At 72.6% G+C, this 14025-nt stretch carries 17 protein-coding genes; 7 read left to right on the top strand and 10 right to left on the bottom strand.

From position 1 onward, the window contains the following. Positions 1 to 23 precede the first annotated feature (23 nt). The 3 genes from ABZS69_RS35815 to ABZS69_RS35805 form a co-directional block, all read right to left on the bottom strand. The gene (locus ABZS69_RS35815) at positions 24 to 956 is read right to left on the bottom strand and encodes a GNAT family N-acetyltransferase (protein ID WP_355380007.1); all 933 of its coding nucleotides are present in this window, start codon (positions 954 to 956) and stop codon (positions 24 to 26) included. 189 nt (positions 957 to 1145) lie between these two features. After that, positions 1146 to 1925, bottom strand: coding sequence for a MerR family transcriptional regulator (locus ABZS69_RS35810; RefSeq protein ID WP_355379828.1), 780 nt, complete (start codon positions 1923 to 1925; stop codon positions 1146 to 1148). 22 nt (positions 1926 to 1947) lie between these two features. Beyond that, positions 1948 to 2766: an alpha/beta hydrolase gene (locus ABZS69_RS35805; protein WP_355379827.1), complete on the bottom strand. Its 819-nt coding sequence runs from the start codon at positions 2764 to 2766 to the stop codon at positions 1948 to 1950. Positions 2767 to 2848: 82 nt separating this feature from the next. On the opposite strand from ABZS69_RS35805, the gene ABZS69_RS35800 reads away from it, so the two are divergent. Genes ABZS69_RS35800 through ABZS69_RS35790 form a run of 3 tightly spaced genes read left to right on the top strand, consistent with a single transcriptional unit; the run spans position 2849 to position 4021 of the window. Continuing rightward, positions 2849 to 3403, top strand: a complete 555-nt coding sequence (locus ABZS69_RS35800) for a TetR/AcrR family transcriptional regulator (RefSeq protein WP_355379826.1) — start codon at positions 2849 to 2851, stop codon at positions 3401 to 3403. 1 nt (position 3404) lies between these two features. Next, on the top strand, positions 3405 to 3623 hold the full coding sequence (locus tag ABZS69_RS35795; RefSeq protein ID WP_355379825.1) for an FAD-dependent monooxygenase: 219 nt from the start codon (positions 3405 to 3407) through the stop codon (positions 3621 to 3623). Continuing rightward, positions 3611 to 4021, top strand: coding sequence for an FAD-dependent monooxygenase (locus ABZS69_RS35790; RefSeq protein ID WP_355379823.1), 411 nt, complete (start codon positions 3611 to 3613; stop codon positions 4019 to 4021). The genes ABZS69_RS35795 and ABZS69_RS35790 overlap by 13 nt, the downstream gene beginning before the upstream one ends. Here ABZS69_RS35790 and ABZS69_RS35785 read toward each other — a convergent pair whose 3' ends face one another. Beyond that, positions 4022 to 4930, bottom strand: a complete 909-nt coding sequence (locus ABZS69_RS35785) for an EamA family transporter (RefSeq protein WP_355379822.1) — start codon at positions 4928 to 4930, stop codon at positions 4022 to 4024. A 68-nt stretch (positions 4931 to 4998) separates the two neighbouring features. Between ABZS69_RS35785 and ABZS69_RS35780 the strand changes: the two genes are divergently transcribed. Further along, a complete protein-coding gene (locus ABZS69_RS35780) occupies positions 4999 to 5868 on the top strand; it encodes a LysR family transcriptional regulator (protein WP_355379821.1) in 870 nt (289 codons plus the stop codon). Positions 5869 to 5901: 33 nt separating this feature from the next. Here ABZS69_RS35780 and ABZS69_RS35775 read toward each other — a convergent pair whose 3' ends face one another. Further along, positions 5902 to 6930 carry a LacI family DNA-binding transcriptional regulator gene (locus tag ABZS69_RS35775; protein ID WP_355379820.1) on the bottom strand — a complete coding sequence of 343 codons (1029 nt, stop codon included), beginning with the start codon at positions 6928 to 6930 and terminating at the stop codon, positions 5902 to 5904. Between the two features lie 153 nt (positions 6931 to 7083). On the opposite strand from ABZS69_RS35775, the gene iolG reads away from it, so the two are divergent. Continuing rightward, entirely contained in the window at positions 7084 to 8079 is a 996-nt protein-coding gene (gene iolG / locus ABZS69_RS35770; RefSeq protein ID WP_355379819.1) for an inositol 2-dehydrogenase, read from the top strand. A gap of 122 nt (positions 8080 to 8201) precedes the next feature. Here iolG and ABZS69_RS35765 read toward each other — a convergent pair whose 3' ends face one another. From ABZS69_RS35765 to ABZS69_RS35745, 5 genes are all read right to left on the bottom strand, one after another. Next, complete coding sequence (locus tag ABZS69_RS35765; RefSeq protein WP_355379818.1) at positions 8202 to 8687, bottom strand: protein-tyrosine phosphatase family protein; 486 nt, start codon at positions 8685 to 8687, stop codon at positions 8202 to 8204. After that, the gene (locus tag ABZS69_RS35760; protein WP_355379817.1) at positions 8674 to 9264 is read right to left on the bottom strand and encodes a CGNR zinc finger domain-containing protein; all 591 of its coding nucleotides are present in this window, start codon (positions 9262 to 9264) and stop codon (positions 8674 to 8676) included. Before ABZS69_RS35760 ends, ABZS69_RS35765 begins: the two co-directional genes overlap by 14 nt. 50 nt (positions 9265 to 9314) lie before the next feature. Then, positions 9315 to 11516 carry a hypothetical protein gene (locus tag ABZS69_RS35755; RefSeq protein ID WP_355379816.1) on the bottom strand — a complete coding sequence of 734 codons (2202 nt, stop codon included), beginning with the start codon at positions 11514 to 11516 and terminating at the stop codon, positions 9315 to 9317. A gap of 48 nt (positions 11517 to 11564) precedes the next feature. After that, positions 11565 to 12521 carry a hypothetical protein gene (locus tag ABZS69_RS35750; RefSeq protein WP_355379815.1) on the bottom strand — a complete coding sequence of 319 codons (957 nt, stop codon included), beginning with the start codon at positions 12519 to 12521 and terminating at the stop codon, positions 11565 to 11567. Positions 12522 to 12624: 103 nt separating this feature from the next. Beyond that, complete coding sequence (locus ABZS69_RS35745) at positions 12625 to 13104, bottom strand: Lrp/AsnC family transcriptional regulator (RefSeq protein WP_355379814.1); 480 nt, start codon at positions 13102 to 13104, stop codon at positions 12625 to 12627. A 69-nt stretch (positions 13105 to 13173) separates the two neighbouring features. On the opposite strand from ABZS69_RS35745, the gene ABZS69_RS35740 reads away from it, so the two are divergent. Together ABZS69_RS35740 and ABZS69_RS35735 are read left to right on the top strand one after the other, a co-directional pair. Next, on the top strand, positions 13174 to 13647 hold the full coding sequence (locus tag ABZS69_RS35740; protein WP_355379813.1) for a hypothetical protein: 474 nt from the start codon (positions 13174 to 13176) through the stop codon (positions 13645 to 13647). Beyond that, on the top strand, positions 13640 to 14011 hold the full coding sequence (locus ABZS69_RS35735) for a nuclear transport factor 2 family protein (protein ID WP_355379812.1): 372 nt from the start codon (positions 13640 to 13642) through the stop codon (positions 14009 to 14011). Before ABZS69_RS35740 ends, ABZS69_RS35735 begins: the two co-directional genes overlap by 8 nt. The last annotated feature ends 14 nt before the right edge of the window (positions 14012 to 14025 follow it).

The following is a 14025-nucleotide window of genomic DNA, read 5'->3' as shown; positions in this document are numbered from 1 at the left end:
CTCGAGGCCGCCGGGGCTCCGGATCAGTCCCAGGTCATGTTGATCGTGCGTTCGAAGTTGACGTATCCGGCACGCCGGAAGGCGTTCGCCATGGGGGTGTTGCCGAGATCCGTGGCCGCCCGGATGCGCGGGACGTCGTCCCGCGCGCCGAGGATCCGGGTGCCTTCGGCGAGGATGTCGTCGATGTAGCCGTTGCCCCGGTGTGCGGGCAGCACGGCGAGGTAGCCGATGACGGGGTTGTAGTCGTTGCGGGCCGGGGTGAGGAACCCCACCGGCTCGCCGTCCGGCAGCGTCGCGACCCGCCACCAGTCGCGCGGGCTGCGGTAGTGCGCGAGTTCGTCCTCATAGTGCCTGATCGCCGCTTCGCGGGGCGACATCCGGGTCAGGTCGTCGTTGCTGTGCGCGTCCAGCGTGCCGTCCAGGACCTGGGTCATCAGGGCGAGGATTTCCTCGGTGTCGCGGACCGGCCGGAACGCCAGGCGCTTGCTGGGCTCGGGGATCGGCGTCCCGGGGCGCCATTCCAGCCGCAGCCGTTCGACGAGCAGGCGGGCGCCGCTCCGTTCCAGGGCGAGCATGCGGTCCTCGACGACGCGCCTGGTCGCCCCGGCCTCGCGCCAGTCGGGCGGGACCATCCGGATGTATCCGGGGGGACGGTCGCCCGCCGGGAGCACTTCGGCCATGGCCGACCGCAGCAGCCGCACGCCGAGGTCCACCTCGCTGTCGTCGAGGTCGAGAATGTCCAAGAGGAACGGTGTGTCGTCGCCGGCCCGGCCCCACCAGGCGGCCCTGGCCAGCAGGTGGCCGCCGCGCAGGGCGACCCACATCCATTCCGGCCGGCGGCGGCCGGCGTCGAGGTCGTCCGCCAGTTCCTCGTTGAGGACGTAGGGCAGCCGGGAGAAAAGGTCGAGTTCTTCGCGCCCGGTGATCGGGCGGATGGTCAGGTCGTTCTCATTCACGGTCAAGGCGCTCTCCGGGTGAAGGCGCTTGTCCGCTCCGGGGTCAGACGTGGTCCGCGCCCCGGGAGGACACAAGCGCAGTGATCATGGGGATCATGGGCTTATCCCTCCTCTCGCTGTCGTGGCCCCTCGCTCGTCTCGGCAGGGATCCGGCTGCAAGATCTATCCGATCGCCGCCCCCCGCGCAAATCATTTTTCGGCCGGGTCCACGCGTTCGAGCTTGGTCCAGCCGGTCCAGCCTCGCCGCCTCAGCAGTTCGATCAGGCGACGGGCCGGGGGCGCGGTGTCGAACGCCAGTGTGTCCATCAGCTTGGCGAACGGTGGCTCGACGTCGGCGTCGTCGAGGTAGTCCTCGCCCTGCTCGTCGGCCATCCGCGTGATGTAGGCGGCCAGCTTGTCGGCCAGCTCGACCAGCCGCGGGTCGTCGCCGGGGCGGTCGAGAGCCTGGCCCAGGGTGCGGTAGAAGTCGACGAGCTGCGGGTCGGCGATCTGCTCCCGCTTGCGGGCCACCCACTCCTGCACCCGCTCGGGCGAGTGCGCGGCCAGGGGGATCCAGCCGTCCCGTTCGACCTGGACGATCCGTTCGTCGACCCCGAGCGCCCGGAGCCGGTCGAGGAACTCGACCACCTCCGGGGGCAGCGCCAGGGTGTCACCCGAGGCGAGCCGGGCGATCCGCTCCCGGTGCCGCTGCCGTTCGCGGATCTCCGCCCGCAGCCGCCTGTCGATGTCCGCGACCGCCGCGGCGAACTCCTCCTCGTCGGCCCGCAGCAGCTCCCGCACCCGCGCCAGCGGGACCCCGGCCGCGGCGAGGGTCCGGATCCTGATCAGCTCGACCACGGCGCCGGCGCCGTATCGCCGATAGCCGGAGCGGTCCCGCTCCGGCTCGGGCAGCAGCCCCTTGGCGTGATAGTGCCGCACCGCGCGCACCGTCACCCCGGCGTACGACGCCAGCTCGCCGATGGTCAGCATCGGACCAGTCTCCCAAAGCCCTTCAAGAGGTCGCTTCCCGGATGATCCGGGCGACCTGCGGGGCGTGGGTGAAGACCAGCCGGTGGTCGGCGTCGAGCCAGGACGCGGCCACGTGCGGCCGCTCCCGGACGAGCCGCTCGATGCCGGCGCGCCAGAGCCGGTTGTGCCGCGGTGCCCGCCCTTCGCCGCCGTCTCCGGCGATCGAGCTCGACATGATCATGCTGATGGGGTGGTCGATCTTCCGGTACCGGTCGAGGATCGCGGACCGGACCACGTCGATCTCGAGGTTCAGGTCGTGGATCTCCCGCGCGGTGAGCAGCACCTGCCGCGCGGTCCCCCGCTGGGCCTGCTGCCGCGCCGCCAGGTCCGCCGCCATCGTACGGAACTCCGCCAGGTCGGCATCGGTGATGAACGGTTCGGGCAACGGGTTCGCCCCGTCGATGAGCACCAGCTCGGCGACGTCGTCAGGGCACCGGGAGGCATGGTGCACGGCCAGGTCCGCGCCCAGCGAGTAGCCCACGAGCACGGGCGCCGAGGGCAGGCCCCGGCGTCCCAGCTCCGCGAACACGGCGGCGAGGTCGCCGAGGAACGCCTCGAAGGAGTACCGGCCGGCGGCCGAGGAGAGGCCGTGGCCCCTGAGATCGAAGGTCACCACGTCGTGGTCGCGCCGCAGCAGCTCGGTCAGCTCGCGCAGGTCGGCCCGCGTCGAGTTAAGCCCGGGGCACAGGACCAGCGGGCGCCCCCGGCCGCCGCGGGACACCGGGATCGTGACCCCGTCGTGGTGGACCGTGAAGCCTCGCGTCTCATCCTCGCCGGTCGGCAAGGTGGTTCTCGTCGTCATGCCGACCATGGTGAGAGGTTGACCCAGCGTCAGGGTCAACCCCGTGGTACGTTGAATAAACGTTTACTCAACGAGGTGAGCGATGACCAGGACGCGAAGCGAGCAGGCGGCATGGCGCCGGGAGCAGCTGCTGGACGCGGCTTTGAGGGTGTTCGCGGACAAGGGCGTGGACGGCGCCACGGTCAAGGATGTGGCGCAGGCGGCCGGAGTGACGCCCGGCCTGCTGTACCGCTACTTCGACAGCAAAGAGGCGATGGTGGAGACGTTGCTGTCGGAGCGGGGCTTCCTGCCCAGGCTGCGGGAGCTGCGGGCGGAGCGTCCCGACGCGCGTCCTGCCACCGAGGTGCTGACCGGGCTGCTGGAGGCGTTCGATCGGCTGCTGGCCGAGCACGCCGAGCTGATGGCGGTGTTCTTCAGCGCCGCCCGGGGCCGCGCGCCGCTGGCGTCGCTGGTGAGCGAAGGACAGGAGCTGATCGGCGGGTTCCTGGCCGAGCGGGTCGCCGCCGGCGAGCTTCGCGCGCACGACACCGCCACGGCGGCCAGGACCCTGTTCTCCACGGTGGCCGTCAACCGGCGGATGGGCACCCCCATCGACATCGCGGCCCTGGTCGGGCTGCTGTTTCCGGAAGAGGGATGAGATGCGCGCACAGTGTTGTGTCGTCGGCGGAGGCCCGGCGGGGATGATGGCCGGGCTGCTGCTGGCCCGCCAGGGCGTGGAGGTGGTCGTGCTGGAGAAGCACGCGGACTTCCTGCGGGACTTCCGCGGCGACACCGTCCATCCCTCCACGCTGGACTGGCGCCCGACCTGCGCGACCGCGTACAAGAGATCGACGGCTGGGAGGCGGTGCACCAGCTGACCGTGCGGGTGGACCGGCTGCCCCTGTGGCATCGGCCGGGGCTGCTGTGCATCAGTGACGCCGCCCACGCCATGTCGCCCGCGGGCGGGGTGGGCATCAACCTGGCGGTGCAGGACGCGGTGGCCGCCGCCAACCTGCTGGGCCCCGTTCTGGCCCGGGGCGGCCTCCCCGAGGAAGCCGACCTGGCCCGGGTGCAGGCCCGCAGGGAGCGCGCCGCGCTGGTGACCCAGGCGTTCCAGCTCGGGATCCTGCGGGATCTCTATCCCACGGAGCTGCACGACGACACGACACAGCACGTGCCGCCGATCTTCAGGGCGTTCCGGGCGCTGCCGCCGCTGCGCCACCTCATGGGCCGCTTCATCGGCCTCGGCGCCCGCCCCGAGCACCTCGCCGCGTGATCAGGCCGGGTCCGGGCGGTTCGCACGCCTGGCGGTCGTGCCCACGGCAACGGCGTTGGCGGTGACGATCATGGCGACGGCCAGCCAGGACGCCGCATCGAGGTGCTGGTCGAGGACGAGCAGGCCGATCAGGGCGGCGAACACCGGGTTGACGCTCATGAAGATCCCGAAGAAGTGGGCGGGGACCCGGCGCAGCGCGAGCAGGTCGGCGAGGAACGGCACCGCGGACGACAGCACACCGGCGGCGAACGCGCACAGCAGGGCACCGGCGGTGGGCCGGTGGAGCCACAGGACGACAGCGCCCACGGGCAGGTAGAGCAGGCCCGAGACGGCCGCGGCGGCGGCCGACCCCTCCAGACCGGGCAGGCGCTCGCCCACGGTGCGGTTGAGCAGGACGTAGCAGCCCCAGCAGACGGCCGCGATCAGGGCCAGGCCGATGCCGAGATAGTCGGTGCTGGGCTGGGGGCGGGTGAGGATCACCACGGCCGCCGCGGCGGCGAGAGCGCACGCCAGATCGGTACGGCGGCGGGAGCTCACCAGCGCCACGGTGAGCGGGCCGAGGAACTCCAGGGTGACCGCGAGCCCGAGCCCGATTCGGTCGATCGCCGCGTACAGCGTCAGGTTCATGGTCGCGAACACCGCGGCCAGCCCCAGCACCGGCCGCCACTGCGCGGCGCCGAACGAGCGCAGCCTCGGCCGCCCGGCGCTCAGCAGCACCGCGGCGGCCACCCACTGGCGCACCGCCACCACGCCGACCGGCCCGAGGACTGGGAGGGCGAGCGCGGCGACCGACGCCCCGACCTGATTGGACAGTCCGCTGCCCACCATCAGCGCGATCCCGGACCACCGCGGCGAGATCGCCCGCGACGCGGCGGGGGTCACCGCCGTCTCTGCGGCTTTCAGTGCCATGGCACCACCATCGGCCACGCCGACGCATACGCAAAATGCATCCAACGCCGCATCTATACTCTGGACGCATGGATGGCCCTACGGAGCTGGAGCTGCGGCACCTGCGCTGCCTGGTCGCGATCGTCGACACCGGCAGCTTCACCGACGCCGCGATCGAGCTGGGCCTCTCCCAGGCCGCGGTCTCCCGCGCCCTCATCGCGCTGGAGCGGATCCTCGGGGTGCGGCTGCTGCACCGCACCAGCCGTACCCTCGCCCCCACCACCGCCGGGGTGCAGGTCCTCGCCCGCGCCCGCCACCTGCTCGCCGAGGCCGACGAGCTGGTCCGCCAGGCCACCACCGGCCACACCCGCCTGCGCATCGGCCACGCCTGGTCCGCCATGGGCCGCCACACCGCCGAGTTCCAGCGCCGGTGGCACGATCGCCACCCCGACGTCGAGCTCCACCTGATCCGCCACAACACCCCCACCGGCGGCCTCGCCGAGGGCCTGTGCGACCTGGCCGTCGTCCGCGTCCCCATCGACACCCGCCGCCACGCCCACGCGCTCGTCGGCCACGAGCGCCGCTATGTCGCCCTCGCCTCCGACGACCCATGGGCCAGACGCCGCAGCATCCGCCTGGACGAGATCCGCGAGCGCACCCTGGTGGTCGACCGCCGCACCGGCACCACCACCCTGGATCTGTGGCCCGAAGGCGCCCGCCCCGCGACGGAGTACACCCACGACATCGACGACTGGCTCGCCGCCATCGCCACCGGCCGCCGCGTCGGCGTCACCCCGCAGTCGACCGCCGCGCAGTATCGCCGCGACGGCATCGTCTACCGCCCTCTGCGTGACGCCGACCCCGTCCCTGTCCATCTCATCTGGCGGCGGCACGACCCCCACCCCGCCACCCACGCCGCCGTCGCCCTGCTCACCGACCTCTACCGCGAACACGCCTGACGCCCAAGCCGGGAAGGTCGCACACCCGAACGGTCAGGCCGTCGCCGTCCGGGCCGGGCCTGTCGTCCCGCGTACCACCAGGTGGGGGTCGATGAGCAGCTCGCGTGGCGGGTCGGCCGACTTTCCGTCGAGCCGGCCGACGACGGAGTCGACGGCGAGGCGGGCCAGCTCGACCGGGTCCTGGGCCACGGTCGTGAGGTTGACGTGGGTCATCCGCGCGAGCCTGGAGTCGTCGTAACCGACGACCGACATCTCCCCCGGGATGTCGACGCCGGCTCGCCGCAGGGTGTCCAGCACCCCCACGGCGCAACGATCGTTGCTGGCCAGAACGGCGGTCACGCCGCCGCGATCCGCCAGGAGCGCCTGCGCGGCGAGGACGCCGGAGTCCTCGGTGTGATCGCCGGGGACCACGTCGACCGTGAGCCGATGGCGGCGCATGGCGTTGCGGTAGCCACGCCGCCGTTCGGTGGCGCCCGGGTGCCGACCGCCGTCGACCAGCCGGATCCTGCGGTGGCCGAGCCCCAGCAGCAGCTCCACGGCGGCGCCGGCGCCGGCCTCGTCGGCGGCCCGGACGGCGTCCACCCCCGCCCGGTCGCCGCGCCGGCAGACGACGGTGACCGGCAGTCGCTCGCCCATCGTACGCAGCTGCGCGGCGGGGGCCTCCGTGCCGATGAGGACCAGGGCCTCGCACCGGGAGGCGATCAGCCCGTCGACGGCACGGGCCTCGGATCGGGTGGCCACCCTGGCCCCGAGGACGACCTCGTAGCCGGACTGCTCGGCCGCCGGATAGAGCGCCTCCAGAAGATCGGCGTGAAAGGGGTCGCCCGGGTCGAACAGCACCCCGATCAGCCGTGACCGGTGCTTGCGCAAGAGCTGGGCCGTCGGGTCCGGCCGGTAGCCCATCTCGGCCGCGGCGCGCAGGACGGCCTCGCGCGAGGCCGCGCTGGGCCCGGGAGCCTCACGGATCACCAGCGACGCGAGGGCTTTGGAGACACCCGCGCGCGCGGCGACGTCGGCCAGCGTGACGCGGTCTCGCCCCGGGTTGTGTCCGGCGACCGTCATGGCGCCAGCGTAGCGACGCCTGGACCGGGTTGAAAGTCAAAACTTAGACCGATCTAAATCACCCCTTGACGGACAGGGCGCCCCGAACCACACTAGGCCGCACCGAGGGACTTAGACCGATCTAAGTGCCCTCTTGCGGCAAAGGAGCGAGTCATGGTGAGGCTGGGGCTGATCGGTTGCGGGCGGATCGGCCGGGTGCACGCGGACTCGATCGACGTGCATCCGCGGGCGGAGCTCGTCCGGGTCTGCGATCCGGTCGAGTCCGCGGCGCACGAGGTCGGGGCCCGGTTCGGGACGGAGTGGGGGACGGACCCCGGCGCGGTGCTCGGGGACCCGTCGATCGACGCCGTCGTCGTCGCCTCGCCGACCCCGACGCATGTCGACCTGCTGACGCGGGCCGTACGGGCGGGCAAGGCGGTGCTGTGCGAGAAGCCGATCGACCTCGACCTGGCCCGGGTGGAGTCCTGCCGTTCGGAGATCGGCGAGCTGGCGGACCGGGTCATGGTGGGATTCAACCGGCGCTTCGACCCGTCGTTCCAGGACATCCGCGCCCGGGTCGCGGCGGGCGAGGTCGGCGCGCTGGAGCAGCTCGTGATCATCAGCCGCGACCCGGCGCCGCCGTCGGCCGCCTACGTCGCGACCTCCGGCGGGCTGTTCCGGGACATGACGATCCACGACTTCGACATGGCCCGGTTCTTCCTCGGGGAGGTCGTGGAGGTGACCGCGACCGGGGCCAACCTCGTCTCGGACGAGATCGCCACGGCCGGTGACATCGACGGCGCGGTCGTCGTCCTGCGGGGCGCGCAGGGGGCCCTCGCGTCGATCACGAACTCCCGCCGCTGCGCGTTCGGCTACGACCAGCGCCTCGAAGCGTTCGGCGAGCTGGGGATGTTGTCGGCGGCCAACCAGCTCCCGACCAGCGTCCGGTTCTCCGGAGCCGACAGGACCGAGGTGGCCGCCCCGTACTTCAACTTCTTCCTGGACAGGTACACCCCGGCCTACCGCGCGGAGATGGACCACTTCGTGACGGCGGTGGAGAGCGGCGCCGCGCCCTCCCCGGGCTTCGACGACGGCCAGGCGGCGCTCGTTCTGGCGGAGGCCGCGAGCGAGAGCCTGCGCACGGGGACGACCGTGAAGGTGGGGTCGTGACCGTCCGCCGGGGCATGCCGTCGACGGACCATTTCCCGACCAACGGCCGTAAGGCGTCCGCGAGGGCGAGCAGATCACCGACCTGACGGCCGGGGCCACGGCGATGGCCGGGCCCGCTCGGCTCAGCGCGAGGTCGCGGGGTCGGCGCCCTGGTCGTCCGAGCGGAAGCGCAGCACCCAGCGGCGCTGCCACGGGGTCTCGACGGCCCGATGGTGGTGGTGCTCGCGCGTCCAGGCGACGGCGTCGGCCGGATCGGCGCCGGCCAGGACGGCGAGGCAGGCGATGACCGTGCCGGTGCGCCCGACGCCTCCCCCGCACGCCACCTCCACCGTGGCGCCCGCCCGCGCCCGCTCGTGCAGCGCGCGGATCTGCCGCACGGCCAGGTCGTGGTCGCTGGGCAGCAGGAAGTCGGGCCACCGGATCCACTCGTGGGGCCAGCGCAGCTCGCTCTCGTGGCGGCGGCGGAGCCGGCCGGAGCCCAGGTACAGGCCGAAGTCGGGCGTCGGCCCCGCCGGCAGCGGATGGCGCAGCCCGCGCCCCCGGATCCAGGAGCCGTCCGGGAGCCGGATGGCTCCGACGAGCACCGCGCGGTCGTCAGGGTCTTGCATGAAGGTCTCCTTTGTCCGCATGCCGGCTCCGTGCGCGGTGATTGGCGACGTTGAGCCGGTTGCCGCACAGGTCAGGCATGCAGTAGACGCGGCGCCCCCCGCGACTGGTGTCGACGAACACGCCGCGGCATCCCGGGGCGGCGCAGGCGCGGAACCGGCCGTGGCCCAGGGTGCGGACGGCGCCGAGCAGCCCGATGCCGATGATCGCGGCCAGTTCCTCCGCCGGTGACGCTCCGGGCGCGGTCGGGACGTACCACTGCCACCGCCCGCCGGCATCGCGGTCCAGCACCGGGCTGAGGCCGGCCCGCCCGGCCAGCACGATGGCGCCCGCGACGGCCTGCTCCTCCGTCTCGGTCTCCACGACGCCACGCGCCTCCCTGCGCAGCAGGTGGACCTCGCGTACGTCGTCGCCGGTCGGCACGGCGTCGAGCCGCAGCCCGCGCTCCGCGAGGAACCGCGTCAGCGCTTCAGGGGTCGGCAGGGCCTCCCCCGCCGTGGTCCGCACGGTGGGCGAGGTGTTGGCCAGGTCTCCGGCCAGCGTCGCACCCACCGCGTAGTCGGTGATGGAGATCCGCACGCCTCACCCGCTTCCCGGTAACCGATAAAAAGGGATTATAGCCCTTACGACTACTCCAGAGCGTCGCGGACGCGCCGGACCTCCCACGGGGCGTCCTCCACGGGCCAGCCCGCGTTCAGCCGCTCGATCAGGTCGCGGTGCTCGTCGATCACCTCGTCGTACAGCAGCCCGTAGGCGGCGGCCGCCTGGATCTCCGCCTCCGGACACCCCGTCACGCGCACCAGCACGGGAGCCGAACCTGGAGCCCCGTCCAGCACCCTGACGGCGGCGAGGCGGTCGCCGAGCGGAAGGGCGCGGTCGCACGCGACGTTCCCCAGCGCGGCCACGAGCCGCGGGTCCGCCTCCTCGGCGCCCTCCAACCACGACGACGCGATCTCCAGGGCGGTGTCGCGGATCCAGTCGTTCGCGGCCCCTTCCAGGACGTCGGCGAGCAGCGGCTCGTCCCGCACCCCGGCGGCCCGCAGGGCGCTCAACGCGCTCAGGTGGTTGGCCCCGAGGCCGGTGTCGGGACTGAGATCGGCCGGTGAAGGGGGCTGCCGGAGCGTTTCCCTGACGCGGTCGAGGACGAGCGGCGCCTCGGCGCTCCTGGCCTCCTCGCCGAAGTGCCGCGCGATCCCGTCCGGGTGCCACCAGTGGTCCAGGGCGATCCCCACGGCCACCTGGTCGCCGTCGGCGAGCAGGGTGCGCAGGGCGCGGTGGCACGCCTCCGCCGAGGTGGGGGCCCGCAGTTCGCGGTGGGCGCGGTGCAGGCCGGGGCCGGCGAGCCGGAGCCCCTCCCAGAAGCGGCTGTGCAGCTTGCCGAGCACCATCTCGGCCACGTCGTGGCCCCACGGATGCGCGGGCGAGCGCCCGCCCCAGCTCTCGGCCACCTCCACCAGCAGGTCGCGGTACCTGTCGAGACCTCCCGACCTGACCAGGTAGTAGACCGCGTGTGCCTGGGCCGGCACGTCGTCGCCGCGCACCAGGCGCAGCAGCACGTCGTCGGCCTCCGGCCCGAGCGCCTCGGACAGGACGCGGATCGCCTTCTCCTTCACCAAGGTGAAGCGGGGCGCGGGGGCGAACAGCAGGTCGCTCAGGGCGTCGACGACCCGCCGGTCCTTCACCTCCGCCTCGTCGAGCACGCCGTACGCCATCCAGACCGCATCGTCGCGAACCCGGTCCGTGGCCGCCCGCGCGAGGACGTCCACCACCAGGTCCGCGTCCGACGGTGTCGCGTGGGCCCTTCCGATCACGTTGAGGGCGCTGACGTGGTTGGCGGCCTGCCCGTGCCCGGGGCTCAGCTCGGCGGGCGAGGGCGGCCGCCGCAGCTCCTCGCGGGCGCGGGCGAGCACCTCGGGCAGGTGACGCTCGGCGGAGGTCTCGTCCCGGAGCACCCGGCGCAGCCCCTGCCAGTACTGGTAGTGGTCGAGCGCGATCCCCACGGCCACCGTGTCGTCGCTGCGGAGCAACGTCAGGAACGCCTGGAGGCAGGTCTCGTCGTCGATCGGGAAGCGCAGCTCCCAATGGGCGGCGCGCAACTCCGGGTCGGCCGGCTCGACGCCGGTCCAGTGCAGGCTGTGGAAGCCTTCGAGGTTCTCGCGTACGGCGCTCGTGTCGCGCCCCAGGTTCTCCGGCCAGGACGCCACGAGCCGTTCGACCCGCTCGCGGTGTGCCCTGATCCGGCCCGGCATCGAGAGCCGGAGCGCGGCGCCGACCTGCAGGGCCGGCTCGGTCGACTCGCTCGCGCGGACGAGCAGGTCGTCGATCTCGGGAGCCTCGACCTGGTCCAGGGCCGAGAGGGCTTCGCGCCGCGTCTCCACGTCGAGGGATTCGTCGAGGACCATGGCGGTGATCATCGCGAGCAGCCGCGGGCTCGGCTCCGGGTCGTCCATCAGGACGGCGGCGGCCGCGGACAGGCCGTTCGCCAGCACGTCCACGTCCGTGGCGCCGTCGAGGGCGTCGGCGATCAGGTCCGCGTCCTCGTGCTCGGCGAGGTTCCCCAGGACGTTGAGGGCGCTGGCGTGAACGTCCGGATCAGCGGGACGGCTGAGCAGATCCCGCGCGGCGAAGAGCACCTCGTTGGCGAACGGTTCGAGCGGGTTGCTCCCGCCGAACCGGGTGAGCGCCTCCTCGTGCCGATAGTCGTCCAGGGCGGCGCACACGGCGTCGGCGTCCTCGCTGTGCAGCAGGGTGCCGAACGCGCGCAGGTACGCCTCCCGCCCGCTGGGCTGCCTCAGCTCGGCCAGCGCTTCGTCGAGGTCGTTCGTGGTCATTCGTGGCAGACTTCCAGAACGCGCCCGGCAGCGCCTCCCCTTTGGCCGTCAGAACTCGCTGAGTTCGAAGACCCCGATGTCGTCGGCCGAGGTGCCCTGGGCGGGTGAGGACTGGTTGAGCGAGGCCTCCACCGCGACCCAGCCGTGGAAGCCACCCGAGTTGTCGATGATCTGCAGCATGGGCTTGACGTGCGAGTTTCCGGTGTAGCAGTGCTCGCCACGCGCGTCGGCCAGCTCGCGCCGCCAGTGCCAGATGGTGTTCCTGCGGTCGTTCGAGGTGGCGTTCGCCGTGGACAGGTAGTAGTCGGTGGCCGTCGTGGCGCCGCCCAGGCACCGGCCGCCCGAGCACTGCCGCCACCCGGTCAGCCAGAACGGGCTGCCCGCGCCCTCGTCCAGGTACGGCGTTCCCGCGTCGGTCTTCCACAGGTGGTAGTCGTGCTTGAGCCGGGTGTGGTCGAACGCGGCGATCTGCGCGGTCGACGCGCGCTCGCTCCACGCGGCGTTGCTGCCGTAGCCGTACCCGTGCGTCGCGCCGAACGAGCTGCCCCGGAAGGTGAGCTTGGCGAGCTGCCCCGGGATCGGCTCGCTGACCGTCCACTCCTCCCATCCGTTGTCGGTCCAGGTGATCCGCAGCACCGAGCCGGTCACGGTGTACGTCCCGCTGAGCTTCTTGGGGAAGGTGCTCGCCTGGAAGCCGTTGGCGGTCTGCACCTCGCAGGCGCGTACGCCGCAGCCCGCGCCGGTGACGCCGGTGCCGTTGCGGGCCACCCGCACGCGCTGCGACCAGTGGAAGTGGGAGTCGTAGGCGGTGCCGTCGGCGGTGAGGGAGTAGGTCGCCAGGCGCACCCAGTTCTCGCGCGAGGAGGTCTTCAGACCGCCGATGGCGACCACGAACCTGAACATTCCGGCCGGAGCCACCGCCGATGCCGCCGCGGCCGGCACGGCAGGCACCGCGACCAGGGCCGCCACCAGGGAGGAGAGGACGACCCGCAGGAAGACGGTCAAGGGGACCTCCGGGGACGGGGGCGTGTCACGATCATGCTGCCAGGTCCGCGGGAACGGGTCGAGAGGCCGTCGGCGAGCTCCTTCGGCACGGCCGGCCGCTACGTCATCTCGCAAACCCTGCGGCCTCGACGGTGACCGGCCGTTCGAAGACGGTGCGCAGGACGACCGTGGAGTTGGTGTGCGAGATGACCGGGATCGCGCGGATCCGGTCGAGCGCGTCGGCCAGCTCGACGGTGCTGCCCACCCTGACCTTGATCAGGTAGCAGTCCTCGCCCGCCACCTCGTGCACCTCCAGCACGCACGGCTCCCGCTCCAGGGCCGCGTTGACCTCCGCCTTGGCCCCGGGCTCGGAGCTGAAGCGCAGGGCGACGAACGCGGCCGTGCCCGCGCCGACCTCCGCCGGTTCGACGATCGCGCGGTAGCCGGTGACCACTCCGTCCCGGGAGAGCTTGTCCAGCCGGTCGCGTACCGAGGGCTCGGACAGCCCCACGAGCGACGCGAGCGCGCGGACCGTCTTGCGTCCGTCGCGGGAGAGCTCCGCCAGCAGGACGCGGTTGATGGCGTCCAGGGGCTGCACAGACACGAGATCCTCCGCTAGCCTCTACATCTAAGGAGTATGTCCGATCATACCTTATTAAATAAGGAGCCTTGCGTGCGCCCGCCATCGCCCGACCTCCCGTACCAACCGCGCAGCGTGCGTTTCCGGCGCCGGGCCGAGCTGGGTGACTGGGTGGTCAAGCTGTACACGATCGCGCCGCGCGGGCGGCCCGTCCGCGCGGAGGTCGCCGAGGCCGCGTTGCGCGCCGCCCGGGAGGCGCTCCCCGCGCCCGCCGTCACGCCCGGCAGGTACGGCGTCGGGTTCGTCATCGCCCATGACGCACCCCGGCTCAGCTACGCGCTGGCCTGCTGGTGGGCCGAGAAGAACGAGGTGCACCAGCAGGTCCTGTCCGCACCGGCCGACCGGCCGGAGCAGCTCGCGCCGCACCCGGGCCAGGCGGCCGGTTGCGTGTGGGAGCTGAGCGTCACCGACTTCGAACGCCGCGCCTGGATCACACACGTCCTGGCCAACCCCGCCGGCCCCGACCTGGACGCCTACCTCGCACAGGAGTACGACGACGATGTCTGAGACGAGCCCCCGTGAATGCCTGGAACGCTTCGCCGACGCCTGGGCCAGGCGCGACGTCGGCGGGCTGCTGGAGCAGATGACCGAGGACGCGGTCTACGCCGCGTCCGTCGGCCCCGAGCCGGGCCGCACCTTCCGCGGCCGTGCCGAGCTGGCCGACGGGTTCCGGGTCATGTTCGAGCACGACGCCGGTGCGGTCATCGAGCAGGGCGAGCCGCTCATGAACGGCGAATGGGCCGTGTGCACCTGGACCTACCACCTGGTCGCGGACGACGGCTCGCCGTACTGCGAGCACGGCATCGACCTGTGGCGCTTCCGCGACGGGAAGATCTGCCTCAAGGACGCCTACCGCAAGACCCGCGGCTGACCTCTCTCAGCCAC

The organism is Nonomuraea sp. NPDC005650 (assembly GCF_040605375.1).
GTDB lineage: Bacteria > Actinomycetota > Actinomycetes > Streptosporangiales > Streptosporangiaceae > Nonomuraea.
Note: the sequence above shows the minus strand (reverse complement) of the source record. Positions and strands in the feature narration are given on the sequence as shown.

Excerpts from the sequence above, each read along its gene's own strand:
- ABZS69_RS35810 (WP_355379828.1), bottom strand. The coding sequence starts at position 1,925 with ATGCTGACCATCGGCGAGCTGGCGTCGTACGCCGGGGTGACGGTGCGC.
- ABZS69_RS35805 (WP_355379827.1), bottom strand. The coding sequence starts at position 2,766 with ATGACGACGAGAACCACCTTGCCGACCGGCGAGGATGAGACGCGAGGC.
- ABZS69_RS35795 (WP_355379825.1), top strand. The coding sequence starts at position 3,405 with ATGCGCGCACAGTGTTGTGTCGTCGGCGGAGGCCCGGCGGGGATGATG.
- ABZS69_RS35755 (WP_355379816.1), bottom strand. The coding sequence starts at position 11,516 with ATGACCACGAACGACCTCGACGAAGCGCTGGCCGAGCTGAGGCAGCCC.
- ABZS69_RS35780 (WP_355379821.1), top strand. The coding sequence starts at position 4,999 with ATGGATGGCCCTACGGAGCTGGAGCTGCGGCACCTGCGCTGCCTGGTC.
- ABZS69_RS35800 (WP_355379826.1), top strand. The coding sequence starts at position 2,849 with ATGACCAGGACGCGAAGCGAGCAGGCGGCATGGCGCCGGGAGCAGCTG.
- ABZS69_RS35775 (WP_355379820.1), bottom strand. The coding sequence starts at position 6,930 with ATGACGGTCGCCGGACACAACCCGGGGCGAGACCGCGTCACGCTGGCC.
- ABZS69_RS35765 (WP_355379818.1), bottom strand. The coding sequence starts at position 8,687 with ATGCAAGACCCTGACGACCGCGCGGTGCTCGTCGGAGCCATCCGGCTC.
- iolG (WP_355379819.1), top strand. The coding sequence starts at position 7,084 with ATGGTGAGGCTGGGGCTGATCGGTTGCGGGCGGATCGGCCGGGTGCAC.
- ABZS69_RS35735 (WP_355379812.1), top strand. The coding sequence starts at position 13,640 with ATGTCTGAGACGAGCCCCCGTGAATGCCTGGAACGCTTCGCCGACGCC.
- ABZS69_RS35785 (WP_355379822.1), bottom strand. The coding sequence starts at position 4,930 with ATGGCACTGAAAGCCGCAGAGACGGCGGTGACCCCCGCCGCGTCGCGG.